Below are 16,852 nucleotides of genomic sequence, written 5' to 3'. Positions count from 1 at the left end.
CTTAATGCTGTAATTGTTTCAAAGAAGTTGAATAAAGATAAAAGGTTGACTTCGTAAATATAAAAAAATGAGCAACAGATTTAAACCTAAATACAATATCAAAAAAGGCGATACTGTAGTAGTGATTGCCGGAGATGATAAAGACAACAAAAAGCCTCGTAAAGTGCTTGAAGTTGTTATCGACAAAGGCCGCGTTGTGGTTGAAGGTGTGAATATTATTACTAAACACACTAAGCCTTCTGCCCAGAACACCAGGGGCGGTATTGTAAAGAAGGAAGCTCCTATCAGCATTAGCAACGTTATGTTGTGGGATGCAAAAGCAGGCGCACCCGCAAAGGTAAAACGCACCAGGGAAAATGGTAAACTAGTTCGTATATCTAAAAAATCCGGGGAGGCCATTAAATAATGAGTACCGAAAAATACACTCCGAGATTAGCAGACAAGTACACTAAAGAAGTTGTACCTGCTTTAGTGAAAAAATTTGCTTACAAAAGCAGTATGCAGACTCCTAAGCTGGAGAAAATATGCATCAACAGAGGCGTTAACGGCGCTGTATCTGATAAAAAAACAGTTGATATTGCTATCGAAGAATTGACAATGATCACTGGTCAGAAATCTGTACCTACAGTAAGTAAAAAAGATATCTCAAACTTTAAATTGCGTAAAGGCATGCCAATTGGCGCACGTGTTACATTACGCGGTGTAAAGATGTATGAGTTTCTTGATCGCCTTATCTCTGTAGCATTACCACGTGTTCGTGACTTTAAAGGTATTAGCGATAAAGCCTTTGATGGTCGTGGTAACTACACATTAGGTGTTACTGAACAAATTATCTTCCCTGAAATCGACATCGATAAAGTAAGCAAGATAACTGGTATGGACATCACTTTCGTAACTTCTGCTCAGTCCAACGAAGAAGCATATGAGTTACTGAAAGAACTGGGCTTACCGTTCAAAAATATTAAAAAGGATAACAACTAATATAAAATCACATGGCAAAAGAATCAGTAAAGGCCAGACAAAGAAAGCGTGAAGCATTAGTAGCAAAATTTGCTGACAAGCGTGCTGCTTTAAAAGCAGAAGGAGATTATGCAGCTTTAGATAAACTGCCTCGTAACGCTTCACCCGTTCGTTTGAAAAACCGTTGCCAGTTAACAGGGCGTCCTAAAGGTTATATGAGATACTTCGGTATTTCCAGGGTAACGTTCCGCGACATGGCTTTGGATGGTAAGATCCCAGGTGTTAAAAAAGCGAGCTGGTAATCCTTTCTTAGTGGTGATAACAATATTATAAACAGAAGTAATTCAACATAATTATGGTAACTGATCCTATAGCAGACTTCCTGACAAGGATTCGTAACGCACAACTTGCTGGTCACAGAATAGTAGAAATACCAGCTTCTAACTTAAAGAAGCGTATCACTGAAATTCTGTACGAACAGGGCTATATCCTTAAGTACAAATTTGAAGAGGATAGCAAACAAGGTTTGATCAAAATAGCTTTGAAATATGATGTTCAGAGCAAACAGCCTGCTATCCGCTCTCTGGAAAGAGTTAGCCGTCCAGGTCTTCGCCAGTACGCAAAACCAACTGACTTCAAAAGAGTTATCGGTGGTTTAGGTATCGCTATCCTGAGCACATCTAAAGGTGTTATGACTGACAAACAGGCAAAAGCTCAGAATGTTGGTGGTGAAGTTCTTTGCTACATCTACTAATAGCAGATAAACGAATTGTCGGAGAATTGCTGAAAATGGTTCTCCGATTTTTATACAGGTTTCAGGATAATTAAGTTTTCTACGCGGAACTGAACACATGGAGCCTGCACATTTTCAAAAACAGTTTTAATAATTAAAATTTCTAATTATGTCTCGTGTAGGTAAAAAACCGATAACAATCCCTGCCGGCGTAACAGTTACTGTAGGTAAGGATAACATTGTTACCGTAAAAGGTCCTAAGGGTGAATTAAAAGAATCAATTGACAGGGATATCACTGTAGAAGTTAAAGACGGTGCTGTAAATGTTACCCGTCCTACAGATCAGATCCGTCACCGCGCTATGCATGGCCTATATCGTGCATTGGTTGCGAACCTGGTAAAAGGTGTTACTGAAGGTTATACAAAAAATCTTGAGTTAGTGGGTGTGGGTTATAAAGCTTCAAACCAGGGCAATACGCTTGATCTTGCATTAGGTTACTCTCACAATATTATTTTCGAAGTACCTAAAGAATTAAAAGTAGCTACTGTTACAGAAAAAGGTCAGAATCCTAAGATCTCTCTGGAAGGTATTGACAAGCAATTGCTTGGTCAGGTAGCCGCTAAAATTCGCAGCCTGCGTAAACCAGAGCCTTACAAAGGTAAAGGTGTTAAATACAGCAATGAAGTTATTCGTCGTAAAGCTGGTAAAGCTGCTGGTAAATAATTAAAATGAACATTTCTCCGGCAGTTCAGCTAACGGGGAATCTAAAATAAATCATAATGGACGCTAAAGTTCTAAGAAGACAAAAGATCCGCTACAACATCCGCAAAAAAATTGCTGGTGCTGCCGGTAAACCAAGGTTGTCTGTATTTCGTAGCAATACCGAAATATATGTTCAGTTAATTGATGATGTTAACGGTGCTACCCTTGCATCAGCTTCATCAAAAGATAAAGATATCCAGGCTCAAAAAGCACCTAAGACTGAAAAGAGCAAATTGGTTGGTGCTGCTATTGCGCGTAAAGCACAAGAACTGGGAATTACTACTGTTGTTTTTGACCGCGGTGGTTACTTATATCATGGCCGTGTTAAGGCTGTTGCTGAAGCAGCAAGAGAAGCAGGTCTTAAATTCTAATTTAAACATTATCTAATTAAAAGATACAATGGCTAAAGTAAACGCAAATAAAGTGAAAGCCGGCGGAGAGATGGAATTAAAAGAAAAAGTAGTTGCCATCAATCGCGTTGTAAAAACAACAAAAGGTGGTCGTACATTCAGTTTCTCTGCTTTAGTAGTAGTGGGTAATGAAAACGGTGTTGTTGGTCAGGGTTTAGGTAAAGCCAAAGAAGTTCAGGAAGCTATCACTAAAGGCATCGAAGATGCTAAGAAGAACCTGGTTAAAATACCTGTTATTCATGGCACTATTCCTCACGATCAGTGGGCTAAAGAAGGTGCAGCAAAAGTTATGATTAAACCTGCAGCACACGGTACTGGTGTACTTGCTGGTGGAAGCATGCGTGCTGTATTGGAAAGTGTAGGTCTTACAGACGTTCTGGCTAAGAACCTGGGTTCTGCAAATCCTCACAACGTAGTAAAAGCTACCATTAAAGCGTTAACCCTTTTACGCGAACCAGTTGAAGTTGCTAAAAACCGCAACCTGAAATTGGGTAAAGTATTCCAGGGATAATCATCATGTTTTGCGCAAGCATTTCATGTAAGCAATAAATATATTTTCACAACTTAAATGGTTCGCTCAAAAGCGGAACGAGGTTTATGAAAAAGATTAAAATAACACAGGTTAAGAGCGCTATCGACAGACCTGAGCGTCAAAAATTAACTTTGAAAGCGCTGGGTTTGACAAAGTTGAACGCATCTAAAGAAGTTGAAGCAACTCCACAGATCCTGGGTATGGTTACTAAAGTTAACCACCTGGTGAAAGTTGAAGAGTTAGCTTAATTGAATAAGTAAAATGCTAAATGCTTAATGTGAATTTAATTTCGCATTGCATTTAGCATTTTACTATTTTCGCAATCCATTAAACAAAAGCGAGGGGCGATTCCCCGTTGAGTAAAAAATCAAGAGTTATGAAACTACACAATTTACAACCTGCAGCAGGTTCCGTACACAAAGAAAAACGTTTAGGTCGTGGTGAAGCTTCCGGTAAAGGTGGAACTTCTACAAAAGGTAACAAAGGTGGGCAGAGCCGTGCCGGTTATCAGCGTAAGAACGCACACGAAGGTGGTCAGATGCCAATTCAGCGTCGTATCCCTAAACGTGGTTTCAAAAACGGTAACCGCGTTGAATTCAGAGTATTCAACATCGGTCAGATCGAAGAGCTGGCTGACAAATACGGATTCACTGAAATCAGCCTTGAGAACCTGTACATCAATGGTTTAATTTCCCGTACCGATAAAGTGAAAGTGTTAGGCAATGGTGAATTGAAAACTAAACTTACATTTAAGGTAAATGCTGTTAGCGAAAAAGCAAAATCTGCTATTGAAGCGGCTGGCGGAAGTGTTGAAGTTTTAAAATAAAAAAGACGATATTTGTTAGGCGCATCTCCGGGTGCGTCTTTTTGTCTAAAAATCACTTATTAACCTCTGTCACGTGAAAAAGCTAATACAGACTTTAAAGAACATATGGAGCATTGAGGAGTTACGTACCAAGATAGTGGTAACCCTGGGCTTAGTGTTGGTTTACAGATTCGGTACTCATATCGTATTACCGGGTATCGATCCTAATAAAATTGAGACAGCTGCTGCTAATGCAAGTAAAAATGGCTTGCTGGGCTTGTTTGACACCTTTGCTGGTGGCGCATTCTCCCAGGCTTCTATTCTTGCTTTAGGAATTATGCCATACATCTCTGCGTCTATCTTCATGCAGCTGATGACCATCCTGGTTCCTCAGTTACAGAAAGTGCAGAAAGAAGGTGATAGCGGCCGCAAAAAGATCAATCAGTGGACTCGTTACCTGACTGTTCTTGTGACAATCTTCCAGGCTGGTGCTTACGTTGCGTACTTAAAGAGCCCGGGATACCAGGAAGCGCTGATTCCTGCTTATAGTAGCTATTTCTTTGTTTCTACCATTATTGTTTTAACCGCAGGTACTTTGTTTGTAATGTGGTTGGGTGAAAAGATCCAGGATAAAGGCTTAGGTAACGGTACTTCTATCATCATCATGGTTGGTATCCTTGCCCGCCTTCCAAAATCAATCATCCAGGAGTTTGGTGCAAAACAAGCTAAAGGCGGTGGTGGATTGTTGATCTTCTTAATTGAAGTTGCTATTCTTATCGCGATCATCATGGGATTGATCATCCTTGTTCAGGGTGTTAGAAAAATTCCTGTGAACTACGCAAAACAAATTATTGGCAACAGACAATTTGGTGGTGCGAGACAGTTCCTTCCCTTGAAAGTGAACAGTGCTGGTGTAATGCCGATCATCTTTGCTCAGGCAATCATGTTCCTGCCTACATTGGTTTCTTTTACAAATCTGGAATCTAAAGGGGGTATTACGAAAATATTCTCTGATCATAGCAACGCCTGGTACATGGTGATCTATGCAGTAATGGTGATAGGGTTTACCTTCCTTTACACTGCATTGATCTTCAACCCCAAGCAAATGAGTGAAGATCTGAAACGTAACAACGGATTTATTCCTGGTGTTAAACCTGGTCAGCCAACAGCTGATTACATTGGTGCGATCATGGATAGAATCACTTTACCGGGTGCGGTATTTCTTGCGCTGGTAGGTATTTTACCTGGTTTCGCTCAGCGTTTAGGTGTTACTCAGTCATTCAGTACTTTCTTCGGTGGTACTTCTTTGCTGATCATGGTTGGTGTTATTTTGGATACACTGCAACAAATTGAAACTCACCTGTTGATGCGTCAATATGATGGATTGATGAAAGGTGGACGTGTTCAGGGTAGACAAACAACTACACAAGCGAGCTACTAATTAACGAAGTGTAATACACCCGATATAAACGAAAACCTGTCAGCCATTAACTGACAGGTTTTTGCTTTTAGAGAATGCCGGAAATATGATTAAATTTGCCGGCATAAATTTTTAAATGAGCAGGAGATTTAACGGCATGATTATATATAAAACAGAGGCTGAGATAGCAATTATGAAGGAAAATGCAACCCAGGTAAGTAAAATGCTTGCTGAAGTTGCAAAAGTTTTGAAACCGGGAATGACCACTTTGCAGATTGATCAGATGTGTAAAACAATGATCCTGGACAACAAGGGCATTCCATCTTTCCTAAACTACAACGGATATCCGTACAGCATTTGTGCTTCGGTAAATGATGTTGTGGTTCATGGCTTTCCGAACAATGTGGCGCTGAAAGAAGGTGATATTGTTTCTATTGATGCGGGTTTCACCAGGAATGGCTTTGTTGGCGAGCACGCCTACACATTTGTTTTAGGTGAAGCAACCCCGGAAGTGCTGCAACTGGTACGTGTGACAAAAGATTCACTGGCAAAGGGAATAGAAAAAGCAATTATTGGAAACAGGATTGGTGATATTGCTTTCGCAATTCAGGATTATACTGAAAAGAAACATGGATATGGAGTTGTAAGAGAGCTGGTTGGTCATGGTATTGGTCGCCGCATGCATGAAGATCCGCAGGTTCCTAATTTTGGTAAACGCGGAACTGGTCCTAAGCTGAAAGAAAACGTTGTTTTGGCCATTGAACCGATGATCAATATGGGGGCAAAGGATGTGTATACTGAAGATGACGGCTGGACAGTGAAGACAAGAGATGGAAAACCTTCGGTGCATTTTGAACACAACGTTTGCGTAAAAAAAGGCAAAGCATTGATCTTATCTGATTACAGCATCATCGAAGCTGCTGAAAAGACAAATCCGAATTTAAACACAACTTATTAAGTCAAAACTCAAAAGTCAAAATTCAAAAGTTGAAAGACCGATGCAAAGGTTTAGACTTTTGAATTTTGACTTTTGAATTTGTAACCAGATTGAATGCAAAAGCGACTAATTGTAATAGGAGGAGGGGCAGCCGGTTTTTTCTGTGCAGTTAATGCTGCAAGGATGAACCCGGCGTTGGAGGTGATAATCGTAGAAAAAAGTAGCAAGCTTCTTTCGAAAGTTAAGGTGAGTGGTGGCGGCAGATGCAACACGACGCACGCGTGTTTTGAAATTCCGGAGCTTGTTAAGCGGTATCCACGCGGAGTTAATTTTCTAAAAAAAGCATTTCACTGGTTCAATACAAATGATACGGTCAAATGGTTTGAGGAACGTGGCGTAAGATTGAAAACGGAAGGCGACGGTAGAATGTTTCCTGTTACAGATAACTCGCAGACAATTATTGACTGCCTCTTGCGCGAAGCCGATAAACACAGGATTGAAATTGTGATGAATGCAGATGTGAGACAGGTAACGAAACCTGCAGGGCGCTTTTTATTAGACCTTAATGATGGCCGTAAGTTCGAAACTGATTATCTATGTATCGCCTGCGGCGGATTTCCTAAAACGCTGCAATTTGACTGGTTAAAAGCAACCGGTCATTCAATTGAAAGTCCGGTGCCTTCTTTGTTTACTTTCAATATGCCGGGAAATACCATTACGCAGTTGATGGGGGTAAGCGTTGAAGAAGCGGTAGTAAAAGTTGCCGGAACTAAACTGCATGAAGAAGGTCCCTTATTAATAACACACTGGGGCATGAGCGGGCCGGTTGTACTGCGTACATCAGCCTGGGGCGCCAGAATTCTTGCCGAGAAAAATTATCGCTTCAATATTACGGTAAACTGGGTTCCTCAGTATAATGAACAGGACTTGCGTAATGAATGGAGTTCATTGAGAAACAGGCTATCAGCACAAGTGGTTCACAATAAAAATCCATTCGGTTTACCAAACCGGTTGTGGCAATACCTTTTACAACAATGCGGTATTGGTGATGATGTTAAATGGGGAAGTCTTGGTTCTTCTCAGCAAAATAAGCTTATACAACATTTGGTATCGCAATCTTTCGAGGTGAATGGTAAGACGACCTTTAAAGAGGAATTTGTCACATGTGGTGGCATCAAACTCTCTGAAATAGATGTGAACACCATGCAGAGCAAGATCATGCCGGGTTTGTTCTTTGCCGGTGAGATAATGGATGTGGATGGCATTACCGGTGGCTTTAATTTTCAGCACGCCTGGACCAGCGGGTTTATTGCTGCAAAAGCAATTGCATCAAACCATACTAATAGATAGCCCTTTTAAATAATGGCTTCGCGGAGCGACTTCTTCAGCCGGTCCCCAAAACAACAAACCCACATACTTAACGTACATGGGCTTGCTTACCTGGTGGGACTTCAAAAAAACTAAATTCCCCAGTCCGGATATAAAGCGAACTGATCCATAAATTCATTTACCTGTTTTCTTACGGTGTTAATAACAGCCGCATCATCCGCATTCATTAACACATTGTCAATTGCATTTACTACAAACTGCATGTGTTCTTCTTTCATACCGCGGGTTGTGATGGCTGCAACACCAAAACGTACACCGCTGGTAACGAAAGCGCTCTTATCATCGTAAGGAACCATGTTTTTGTTAGCGGTAATATCAGCCTGAACAAGCACCTGCTCAGCCTTTTTACCACTGATGTTTTTATTGCGAAGATCGATCAGCATCAGGTGGTTATCCGTGCCGCCGCTGATGATCTGGTATTCTTTTTCAACAAAAGCTTTAGCCATAGCCTGGGCATTCTTAACTACCTGGTGGGCATACTGCGTGTATTCATCACTTAATATTTCTCCGAAAGCAATAGCTTTTGCAGCGATCACGTGTTCTAACGGACCACCCTGAATGCCTGGAAAAACTGCCAGATCCAGCAAGCTGCTCATCATTCTGATATTGCCTTTAGGATCTTTATGTCCCCATGGGTTTTCGAAATCTTTACGCATCATGATGATACCACCGCGGGGTCCGCGTAAAGTTTTGTGTGTAGTAGATGTTACGATATGGCAATGATCAAAAGGATCATTCAACAATTTCTTAGCGATCAAACCTGCAGGGTGAGCGATGTCTGCCATAACCAACGCGCCAACTTCATCGGCTACTTTACGGATACGTGCATAATCCCAGTCGCGGCTGTAAGCGCTGGCGCCGCATATGATCAATTTAGGTTTTACTTCGCGGGCTCTCGCTTCCAGCTGATCGTAATCTACACGTCCATCTTCTTTTCCAACGCCGTAAAACTGGGCGTTATATAATTTACCGGAATAGTTAACGGGTGAACCGTGCGTAAGGTGGCCGCCCATGCTCAGGTCAAGACCAAGCGTCGTGTCGCCTGGCTGTAATACAGCCAAAGCAACCGCAGCATTCGCTTGTGCACCGCTATGTGGTTGAACGTTAGCGTATTCCAGGTTAAAGATCTGTTTCAAACGGTCGATTGCAAGTTGCTCAGTCTGGTCAACGATTTCGCAGCCACCATAATAACGTCTGCCGGGATAACCTTCAGCATATTTGTTGGTCATTACATTTCCCATGGCCTGCATTACCTGCGTGCTGGTGAAGTTCTCGGAGGCAATCAGTTCAATTCCATGACGTTGACGCTCCAATTCCTTGCGGATAAGATCGAAAACCAAAGTGTCTCTTTGCATTTGTTTTGAAATTTGCCGCAAAAATAGCTCTTAACGGGGAGAGGGCAAAGTGGAACTTAATAAAGTTGAACGGTTGAATTAATTGAGAATTGAAATTTGACAATTGAAAATGAGGTGCGGGGCCTGGGCTCTGTGAAAAAACTCCTATAACTCTGTGGTTAGTTTTGATGCAACTGCGTTGCCATCCATTTCAAATTTCAAATCTCAAATTTCAAATCAAATAAAAAAGCCGCTCAATCGAGCGGCTCATTATCTATAATGCTTTCGCAATATTACATCGTACATATTACATCGTACATCGTACATCGTACACCGTACATCTAACATCATACATTTCAGTTACAGGTCTTTCCCGTGGCAGTTCTTATACTTCTTACCACTACCGCAAGGGCATGGGTCGTTTCTGCCTATTTTCGGACCAACCTTTACGGGTTCCTGTTTTACCGGAGTAGGATCATAATAGTCATTTTCATTTGCTGCATAGTCATTGCCTCTTTCATCAATTTGAGCTTTGTTAACATGCATATTGCTCATGTCTGTCCTTTGCTCTCTTCCGGCTTTTATCTGGCCGTTGTCAGCCTGTTCAACAGGAATATCACCATGACTCAGGAAGTTAACAATGTCCTTGTTTACAGTGCTATCCATTTGTTTGAAGAGCATGTAAGCTTCCTGTTTGTAGATAACCAATGGATCTTTTTGTTCATAGTAAGCTGTCTGAACGCTTTGTTTCAGATCGTCCATAGAACGCAGATGTTCTTTCCATGCATCATCAATAAACGCCAGCGTGATGGTGCGCTCCAATGCATTGGTTAATTCAGCACCACCGGTTTGTATGGTTTTATCCAGGTTAGACAATACCTGCAAGCCCCTTCTTCCATCAGTAAACGGCACAACTACATTCTCGATATGCGCGCCCTGTGTTTCCCTTATATTCTGGAATACAGGCAATGCATTCTGCATGATGTTGTGCTTGCGGCGGAGGTAATTCTCTGAAGCCTCATGGTATAATTTATCTGTCAGTTGCTGTGCATTTGACTTACCAAATTCATCCTGAGTTATTACTGTGTCCAGACCGAAGTTGATAATTGCTTCCAATTTGAATCCTTCGTAGTCATTGTTTTCTTTGAAAGTATTGATCAGGCCTTCTGCAACATCATAAATCGCGTTGTCAAGATCAAGCGCAAGACGTTCGCCAAACAGCGCGTGGTTACGTTTTGTATAGATAACCGTACGTTGTTTGTTCATTACATCATCGTATTCCAACAACCGTTTACGGATACCGTAGTTGTTTTCTTCTACTTTTTTCTGTGCTCTTTCAATTGATTTGGTGATCATGCTGTGCTGAATCACTTCGCCTTCCTTGTAACCCGCAAAATCCATCACTTTAGCAATACGGTCACTACCAAACATACGCATCAGATCATCTTCCAGGGATACATAGAACTGAGAAGATCCCGGATCTCCCTGACGACCGGCACGACCGCGTAACTGCCTGTCCACACGACGGCTGTCGTGTCTTTCAGTACCTATAATTGCCAGACCACCAGCATCTTTAACACCAGGTCCAAGCTTAATATCCGTACCACGACCGGCCATGTTGGTGGCAATGGTAACAGCGCCAGCTAAACCTGCTTCAGCTACAATCTGTGCTTCTTTCGCGTGCTGCTTGGCGTTTAACACATTGTGCGCAATTTGTTTCTGGCGTAGGATACGGCTCAGTAATTCACTCACTTCTACAGATGTTGTACCCACCAGAACAGGACGCCCGGCATCTTTTAATTCAACTATCTTATCAACAATAGCTGTGTATTTTTCTTTCTTGGTTTTATAGATAAGATCGTGTTCGTCTTTTCTTGTTACAGGTATGTTGGTAGGAATTGTAACTACATCCAGTTTGTAGATGCTCCAGAACTCTGCAGCCTCTGTTTCCGCTGTACCGGTCATGCCCGCAAGCTTGTGGTACATACGGAAGAAGTTTTGCAAAGTGATTGTTGCATAAGTTTGTGTAGTAGCTTCAATCTTTACATTCTCTTTCGCTTCAATTGCCTGGTGTAAACCATCGCTGTAACGACGGCCCTCCATAATACGGCCTGTCTGTTCGTCAACGATCTTTACCGCACCTTCCATTACGACGTATTCAACATCCTTATCGAAAAGCGTGTAGGCCTTTAACAACTGCTGAACAGTGTGGATACGATCAGCTTTAACGGCGTAATCATTCAACAATGCTTCTTTTTGATGCAATTTTTCTTCTGTTGCACCTCCTGAATTATCAATAGCAGCGAGATCGACACCAATATCCGGAATCACGAAGAAGTTAGGATCTTCACCAGAACCCGTGATCAACTGAATACCCTTATCGGTTAATTCAACTGAATTATTTTTTTCGTCAATATAGAAAAACAGTTCAGCGTCAGCTTTAGGCATTTCGCGTTGCTGATCCGCCAGGTAATAGTTTTCAGATTTCTGCAGCTTCACACGCATACCCGGCTCACTCAGGAATTTGATCAAAGCACTGTTCTTCGGTAAGCCACGGAATGCACGATACAAAGCCAGACCTCCATCTTTAGGATCGTCGTTGCCTTCGGCTATTTTCTTTTTTGCTTCATTTAAAAACAGGTTGGTCGCGCGTTTTTGCGCTTCAACCAATTTTTCGATTCTTGGTTTCAGATCGAAGAATTGCTGGGTATTATCATCACGGCCAATCGGACCGGAAATGATCAACGGTGTTCTTGCGTCATCAATCAATACGGAGTCCACCTCATCCACCATCGCAAAATGGTGCTTACGTTGAACCATCTCATCCGGGTTGTGGACCATGTTATCGCGGAGATAGTCAAAACCAAATTCGTTATTTGTACCGTAGGTAATATCCGCCATGTAAGCATTGCGGCGCGCAGATGTATTGGGCTGATGTTTGTCAATACAATCTACAGTCAGGCCAAGCCATTCGAAAATAGGACCGTTCCACTCAGAGTCACGACGTGCCAGGTAATCATTCACTGTAACCACGTGAACACCTTCACCGGCTAGTGCATTCAGATAAGCAGGCAGGGTGGAAACAAGCGTTTTACCTTCACCCGTAGCCATTTCAGCGATCTTACCCTGGTGAAGCACAGCACCGCCGATCAGCTGAACATCGTAGTGAACCATGTTCCAGGTAACCTGTCCGCCAGCTGCGGTCCATGAATTTTTAAATATGGAAGATTCACCGTTTATGGTGATATAGTCTTTTTGAACGCTTAGATTCCTATCAAGATCTGTTGCTGTAGAAACAACTTCGGTGTTTTCCTTAAACCTGCGCGCAGTTTCTTTTACAACAGCAAACGCTTCGGGCATGATTTCATTCAGTGCTTCTTCAATTTTTTTGTCGCGGTCTTTTTTCAGTGCGTCAATTTCCTGATATAGAACGTCTTTTGACTGAATGTCATCTTCCGGAAGATTTTCTGCCGCCTGTTTTTTCTGCTCGATATCACTATCAATAGAAGACAAATGCGCTGTTATTCTCTGCTTGAATTCAACAGTTTTGCCTCTTAGCTCATCGTTAGACAGGCTCTGAAACCTGCTGAAATGCTCGTTTACCTGCCTGATGACAGGTTCTATCTGCTTGACATCCTTTTCGCTTTTGTTGCCTCCTAGCAGTTTGCTTAAAAAACCTAACATATAATTATATGGCTATTATGTTTAAAAAAAGATTACTGGTCAAAAATTATGCAACCAAAACCCTCATGGTCAAAATGGCAGAATAATTCGTCCAAGGGCGTCAAAGGTAGTGCATTATTAGCTGTCAGCTATCAGCTATTAGCTATTAGCCTAGTCCAATTTTGAAGATGTTCACAATATTTTAGCGCTAAAACCCAGTTGGCCGAAGTTGCTACATTCATTTTTTGAGGCTTAGAAACATAATTTTTTTATTGAGTACCAGCTACTGTTTTTCATAGCATCGCCTGTTGCGTCGCAATCACTTCATCGTTCCGATCTTATATCTACATGGATAGTCCAAGGATGGCGGCTAATAACAATTTATTGGGTTCTACTTCGAGCTAAAGGCTAAAAGCTGATAGCTATTCATAGCGTCGCCTGTTGCGTCGCAATCACTTCATCGTTCCGATCTTATATCTGCATGGGTAGTCCAAGGATCGCGGCTAATAACAATATATTGGGTTCTCCTTCGCGCCAAAGGCTAAAAGCTGATAGCTACATAGTTCAGGGACGGCCGTTACCAATAATATATTCTCTTCACCTTCGCTCCAATGTCATTTAGTTAAGGAAGATTTGACCTTCGCTCCAGGGGCTAAAAGCTGATAGCTGATCGCTGACAGCTACTTCGCTTCTATCTCAAAGCCTCTGCTCACTGTCTCGCCATTTTCATCAACAATTGTCAAAACATGTTTTCCCGGTGCAGGGTTCGCCGCAATTTGGTGAAACTGGATAGTGGTTCCAATGTATTCATCATCCAGGTGCCAGAATAGTTTTATCCCGTTGTTGCGATGCGTGGCTTTGAGAATGGTGCGGCCTTTTTCGCCGCTTATTTCAATCGGGACATAAATTCTTGCACCTTCTTCCGGATAAATAATTTCCAGCGGTTTCACTGACTCGTTCTGGCAGCCCGGCATAAACGCGGGTAAAGTCTTGTATTCCGAGTGCCTGGTTTTATAATAGTATTCCATGGTTGGTGGCAGAATGAACCATGGTTTGTGAATCATCGTAGCCGGAGATTCGCATGCTTCGGTAACGCGGTAAGTTCCGGACTTATCCAGATGGATCACGCGATGATAAGGACAGATGGCGGCATTGACAGCGTTTGAAGAAACCAGGATGGTATCCGCACCTTCACAATCCGGTCCAGCTTTATACCCGGATTTCCGGCAAACAGGCATGTATATAAACCCGGATGAAGGTGAATCAAACCAATTTGACCTTGGCAATAACCGGAAAATTTCAAACAGGATAGGAGCGGCGGTATTTATCCCGGTAAGGTCGGGCCGGCCTTCGCCTGTTGTATTTCCAACCCAAACAACCACACAGTATTTTTTAGTGAAACCGACAGCCCAGCCATCTCTGAATCCGAAGCTGGTACCCGTTTTCCAGGCGATACGCTGAGCGGAAGAAAACAGCCCCCACAAGCCTTCCTCTCCTGGCCGCATTACCTCATTCATGGCGTTGAATGTGTGCCACAAAGCCGGATAATCAAATAGCGGATTACCTTCTGTAATTGATTTGGTTGGCTTACCTGCTGTATACACAGGCATAAACCAGTCGTCGTCGTTCCATTTTCCTTTGTTCTTTTTTTCATGCATATACATTCTCGCCATGCTGCTATAAACACCGGCAAGCTCAAATGGAGAAATTTCACATCCGCCCAGGATCAGGCTCATGCCATAATTGTCGGCCGATTTATTCAGCGTTGTAAACCCGCATTGTTTTAACACATTATAAAAGCGCTGATACTTGTATTGCTGCAACATTTTTACTGCCGGGATATTCAAACTTCTGGCCAGCGCGCGGTTTGCGGGAACCGCTCCGTCGTAACCGAGATCAAAATTTTCCGGCGAGTAGCCGTTTAATTGTGTTGGAATGTCAGGTACTAACTGACGCGGCAAAAATTTTCCTTCGGCTAATAAAGATGCATAAAGAATGGGCTTTAAGGTACTACCCGGACTGCGTTTAGATGCCAATACATCAACATGACTTTCTAGCAATGAATCTTCGGTGTTATAGACATTTCCCACGTATGCAAGAATGTTTCCCGTTTCTACTTCCATCACCATTGCAGCTGCATTTTTTATCTGGTTCCCTTGCAACTGCAAATGATGCTGCCATAAGATACTATTTACCTGCTGCTGAATAGTTGCATCCAGCGTAGAATGAAGACCTGTTGTTATTTCCGGGTCATTTTTTGCAGTGATCCGTAATCTTTTTTGAAGCGATCCAATAGGTGAGGAGCCAATTGCGGTAAAGGTTTGGGGGCGCCTGGCAGTGGTTCCATTTTTGACAACTCGCATGTGGTTGCATCAATTGTTTTGTTCGCAACGAGTTTATCAAGCAGTTCATTTCTTTTTCTCAGCAGTTCGTGTTCATTCTTACCGGGATGAATAAGTGAAGGAGCATTTGGTAACACTGCAAGCGAAGCCATTTCACCCCAGCTTAACTGGTTGGCGCTTCTACCAAAATAGCGCCAGGCTGCAGCGTCAAGCCCCACTACGTTACTTCCAAAAGGCGCATTAGACGCATATAAAGCCAGGATTGATTTCTTTTTATAGCTGCATTCCAGTCGTACTGCAAGAACACTTTCAATAAGTTTGTTCCAGATATTTCTGCTCTTGCTACCGCGACTCATGCGGATCACCTGCATGGTTAATGTACTGCCGCCGCTTACCACTCCTTTGTTTCGAATATTCTGCCACACTGCTCTGCTAAAGGCAAAAGGATCAACACCCGGATGATAGAAAAAACGTTTGTCTTCAAATGTTGTAATACACCGGATAAATTTTTCAGGAACATCTTTGTCGTAGGGAAAGCGCCATTGGCCATCTTGCGCGATGTATGCGTTTAGTAAGGTGCCATTTTTATCTGTAATGACAAACGATGTGGGCGTTTCGAAAAGATGGCGGGGGATGGACAACCAAAAGCCTATCAATAAAATGATAAAACAGCTCCATTTAATCTTGCCCTTGATAGACAGATTTTTGAAATAGTTGATGATATGTGTGGGTAGTTTTTTCATTTAAATTAGATCGCTACAAGCGATAAAGTAAGGCTGCGAAGCCAGGAGGCTTCGCAGAGCGTGAACAAGCGAATACTTTGCTCCGCGCGGCCTCCAGGCTGCGTGGTCTTACTCTATCACCTCCGGCGATTTTCAAACATCTTCAATAAAGAAAATCAATATCAATCAATCCTTTCTTCCCCTCATAGTTCGTCGCGCTGCTGTATAAATAATGCGACGGCTCTGCGACTATACCCGCTCTTACCGGATTGTTGTGAATGTAATTAAGTTTTGTCATCATAAATGGCTGACCGTAAATTTCTTCAGGATGATTGTTGCCGGTCCATACTTTAAAAAATTTATTATTGTTCGTTCTGTTTGCATAAAAATCAAACATGTAGATCAGCCAGTCTTTCCTGCTTTCTTTTTCTCGCTGAATTGCGCTTATCATTTGTTTACTTGAAAAGCTTTTAAAATCGCGGATTATGTCACTTAAATTGTTGTTCGGCGCCTGCCAGATGAAATGGACATGATTGGTCATAATAACGTATGCACCAACTTTTAAGCTTTTGTATTTGCGACAATGATTTAAGCAGTCCAATAAAATATCTTTATAGACCTGCCTCGAAAAAATATCTATCCATCCCATGATTGTGAATGTAAGAAAATGTGTTGCAGACTGGTCTCTTATTTTATAGCCATCCGAAAATTCGTAGCTCATGTTTTGTTTAAGGGTTTAGGGTTGTTTAATATAATCACCGTAAGTGATGATATGTTTTTAAAAATGTAAGGTTATATTGTATAATCGCTACAAGCGGTATAGTAAGGCTGCGAAGCCTGGA

At 42.1% G+C, this 16,852-nt stretch carries 17 protein-coding genes; 12 read left to right on the top strand and 5 right to left on the bottom strand.

From position 1 onward, the window contains the following. Nucleotides 1–67: 67 nt before the first annotated feature. The 12 genes from rplX to QTN47_RS10425 all read left to right on the top strand — a co-directional run bounded on the left by rplX (nucleotide 68) and on the right by QTN47_RS10425 (nucleotide 7,910). Complete coding sequence (rplX, locus tag QTN47_RS10480) at nucleotides 68–406, top strand: 50S ribosomal protein L24 (protein WP_369329312.1); 339 nt, start codon at nucleotides 68–70, stop codon at nucleotides 404–406. Continuing rightward, entirely contained in the window at nucleotides 406–981 is a 576-nt protein-coding gene (gene rplE / locus QTN47_RS10475) for a 50S ribosomal protein L5 (protein ID WP_369329311.1), read from the top strand. The genes rplX and rplE overlap by 1 nt, the downstream gene beginning before the upstream one ends. 11 nt (nucleotides 982–992) lie before the next feature. Then, nucleotides 993–1,262: a 30S ribosomal protein S14 gene (gene rpsN, locus QTN47_RS10470; protein ID WP_369329310.1), complete on the top strand. Its 270-nt coding sequence runs from the start codon at nucleotides 993–995 to the stop codon at nucleotides 1,260–1,262. Nucleotides 1,263–1,315: 53 nt separating this feature from the next. Continuing rightward, nucleotides 1,316–1,714 (top strand): 30S ribosomal protein S8, encoded by a 399-nt coding sequence (rpsH, locus tag QTN47_RS10465; RefSeq protein WP_439100180.1) that lies wholly within the window; start codon nucleotides 1,316–1,318, stop codon nucleotides 1,712–1,714. Between the two features lie 148 nt (nucleotides 1,715–1,862). After that, on the top strand, nucleotides 1,863–2,417 hold the full coding sequence (rplF, locus tag QTN47_RS10460) for a 50S ribosomal protein L6 (RefSeq protein WP_369329309.1): 555 nt from the start codon (nucleotides 1,863–1,865) through the stop codon (nucleotides 2,415–2,417). A gap of 56 nt (nucleotides 2,418–2,473) precedes the next feature. Beyond that, on the top strand, nucleotides 2,474–2,827 hold the full coding sequence (rplR, locus tag QTN47_RS10455) for a 50S ribosomal protein L18 (RefSeq protein ID WP_369329308.1): 354 nt from the start codon (nucleotides 2,474–2,476) through the stop codon (nucleotides 2,825–2,827). 28 nt (nucleotides 2,828–2,855) lie between these two features. Then, nucleotides 2,856–3,377 carry a 30S ribosomal protein S5 gene (gene rpsE, locus QTN47_RS10450; RefSeq protein ID WP_369329307.1) on the top strand — a complete coding sequence of 174 codons (522 nt, stop codon included), beginning with the start codon at nucleotides 2,856–2,858 and terminating at the stop codon, nucleotides 3,375–3,377. A gap of 86 nt (nucleotides 3,378–3,463) precedes the next feature. After that, entirely contained in the window at nucleotides 3,464–3,646 is a 183-nt protein-coding gene (gene rpmD / locus QTN47_RS10445) for a 50S ribosomal protein L30 (protein ID WP_369329306.1), read from the top strand. Nucleotides 3,647–3,774: 128 nt separating this feature from the next. Further along, nucleotides 3,775–4,224, top strand: a complete 450-nt coding sequence (gene rplO / locus QTN47_RS10440; RefSeq protein ID WP_369329305.1) for a 50S ribosomal protein L15 — start codon at nucleotides 3,775–3,777, stop codon at nucleotides 4,222–4,224. Nucleotides 4,225–4,297: 73 nt separating this feature from the next. After that, a complete protein-coding gene (gene secY / locus QTN47_RS10435) occupies nucleotides 4,298–5,644 on the top strand; it encodes a preprotein translocase subunit SecY (protein ID WP_369329304.1) in 1,347 nt (448 codons plus the stop codon). A gap of 115 nt (nucleotides 5,645–5,759) precedes the next feature. Continuing rightward, entirely contained in the window at nucleotides 5,760–6,581 is an 822-nt protein-coding gene (map, locus tag QTN47_RS10430; RefSeq protein WP_369329303.1) for a type I methionyl aminopeptidase, read from the top strand. Between the two features lie 93 nt (nucleotides 6,582–6,674). Beyond that, nucleotides 6,675–7,910, top strand: coding sequence for a BaiN/RdsA family NAD(P)/FAD-dependent oxidoreductase (locus QTN47_RS10425; RefSeq protein WP_369329302.1), 1,236 nt, complete (start codon nucleotides 6,675–6,677; stop codon nucleotides 7,908–7,910). A 110-nt stretch (nucleotides 7,911–8,020) separates the two neighbouring features. On the opposite strand, the gene glyA is transcribed toward QTN47_RS10425, so the two are convergent. The 5 genes from glyA to QTN47_RS10400 all read right to left on the bottom strand — a co-directional run bounded on the left by glyA (nucleotide 8,021) and on the right by QTN47_RS10400 (nucleotide 16,731). Continuing rightward, nucleotides 8,021–9,304: a serine hydroxymethyltransferase gene (glyA, locus tag QTN47_RS10420; RefSeq protein WP_369329301.1), complete on the bottom strand. Its 1,284-nt coding sequence runs from the start codon at nucleotides 9,302–9,304 to the stop codon at nucleotides 8,021–8,023. 339 nt (nucleotides 9,305–9,643) lie between these two features. Further along, nucleotides 9,644–12,967, bottom strand: a complete 3,324-nt coding sequence (secA, locus tag QTN47_RS10415) for a preprotein translocase subunit SecA (RefSeq protein WP_369329300.1) — start codon at nucleotides 12,965–12,967, stop codon at nucleotides 9,644–9,646. A gap of 659 nt (nucleotides 12,968–13,626) precedes the next feature. Next, nucleotides 13,627–15,069 carry a penicillin-binding transpeptidase domain-containing protein gene (locus tag QTN47_RS10410; protein ID WP_369329344.1) on the bottom strand — a complete coding sequence of 481 codons (1,443 nt, stop codon included), beginning with the start codon at nucleotides 15,067–15,069 and terminating at the stop codon, nucleotides 13,627–13,629. Between the two features lie 116 nt (nucleotides 15,070–15,185). Further along, nucleotides 15,186–16,031: a transglycosylase domain-containing protein gene (locus QTN47_RS10405; RefSeq protein ID WP_369329299.1), complete on the bottom strand. Its 846-nt coding sequence runs from the start codon at nucleotides 16,029–16,031 to the stop codon at nucleotides 15,186–15,188. Nucleotides 16,032–16,173: 142 nt separating this feature from the next. Then, nucleotides 16,174–16,731, bottom strand: a complete 558-nt coding sequence (locus QTN47_RS10400; protein ID WP_369329298.1) for an REP-associated tyrosine transposase — start codon at nucleotides 16,729–16,731, stop codon at nucleotides 16,174–16,176. Nucleotides 16,732–16,852: the final 121 nt, after the last annotated feature.

Source organism: Danxiaibacter flavus (genome assembly GCF_041060425.1).
GTDB classification, from domain to species: domain Bacteria; phylum Bacteroidota; class Bacteroidia; order Chitinophagales; family Chitinophagaceae; genus Danxiaibacter; species Danxiaibacter flavus.
This window is presented reverse-complemented; position numbering and strand designations above follow the sequence as displayed.

Bases quoted from the DNA above. Each gene is read 5' to 3' on its own strand.
- rplR (WP_369329308.1), top strand. From the start codon at position 2,474: ATGGACGCTAAAGTTCTAAGAAGACAAAAGATCCGCTACAACATCCGC.
- rpsE (WP_369329307.1), top strand. From the start codon at position 2,856: ATGGCTAAAGTAAACGCAAATAAAGTGAAAGCCGGCGGAGAGATGGAA.
- rpmD (WP_369329306.1), top strand. From the start codon at position 3,464: ATGAAAAAGATTAAAATAACACAGGTTAAGAGCGCTATCGACAGACCT.
- rplX (WP_369329312.1), top strand. From the start codon at position 68: ATGAGCAACAGATTTAAACCTAAATACAATATCAAAAAAGGCGATACT.
- rpsN (WP_369329310.1), top strand. From the start codon at position 993: ATGGCAAAAGAATCAGTAAAGGCCAGACAAAGAAAGCGTGAAGCATTA.
- rpsH (WP_439100180.1), top strand. From the start codon at position 1,316: ATGGTAACTGATCCTATAGCAGACTTCCTGACAAGGATTCGTAACGCA.
- QTN47_RS10405 (WP_369329299.1), bottom strand. From the start codon at position 16,031: ATGAAAAAACTACCCACACATATCATCAACTATTTCAAAAATCTGTCT.
- QTN47_RS10400 (WP_369329298.1), bottom strand. From the start codon at position 16,731: ATGAGCTACGAATTTTCGGATGGCTATAAAATAAGAGACCAGTCTGCA.
- rplE (WP_369329311.1), top strand. From the start codon at position 406: ATGAGTACCGAAAAATACACTCCGAGATTAGCAGACAAGTACACTAAA.
- rplO (WP_369329305.1), top strand. From the start codon at position 3,775: ATGAAACTACACAATTTACAACCTGCAGCAGGTTCCGTACACAAAGAA.
- secA (WP_369329300.1), bottom strand. From the start codon at position 12,967: ATGTTAGGTTTTTTAAGCAAACTGCTAGGAGGCAACAAAAGCGAAAAG.
- map (WP_369329303.1), top strand. From the start codon at position 5,760: ATGAGCAGGAGATTTAACGGCATGATTATATATAAAACAGAGGCTGAG.
- QTN47_RS10410 (WP_369329344.1), bottom strand. From the start codon at position 15,069: ATGGAAGTAGAAACGGGAAACATTCTTGCATACGTGGGAAATGTCTAT.
- rplF (WP_369329309.1), top strand. From the start codon at position 1,863: ATGTCTCGTGTAGGTAAAAAACCGATAACAATCCCTGCCGGCGTAACA.
- QTN47_RS10425 (WP_369329302.1), top strand. From the start codon at position 6,675: ATGCAAAAGCGACTAATTGTAATAGGAGGAGGGGCAGCCGGTTTTTTC.
- glyA (WP_369329301.1), bottom strand. From the start codon at position 9,304: ATGCAAAGAGACACTTTGGTTTTCGATCTTATCCGCAAGGAATTGGAG.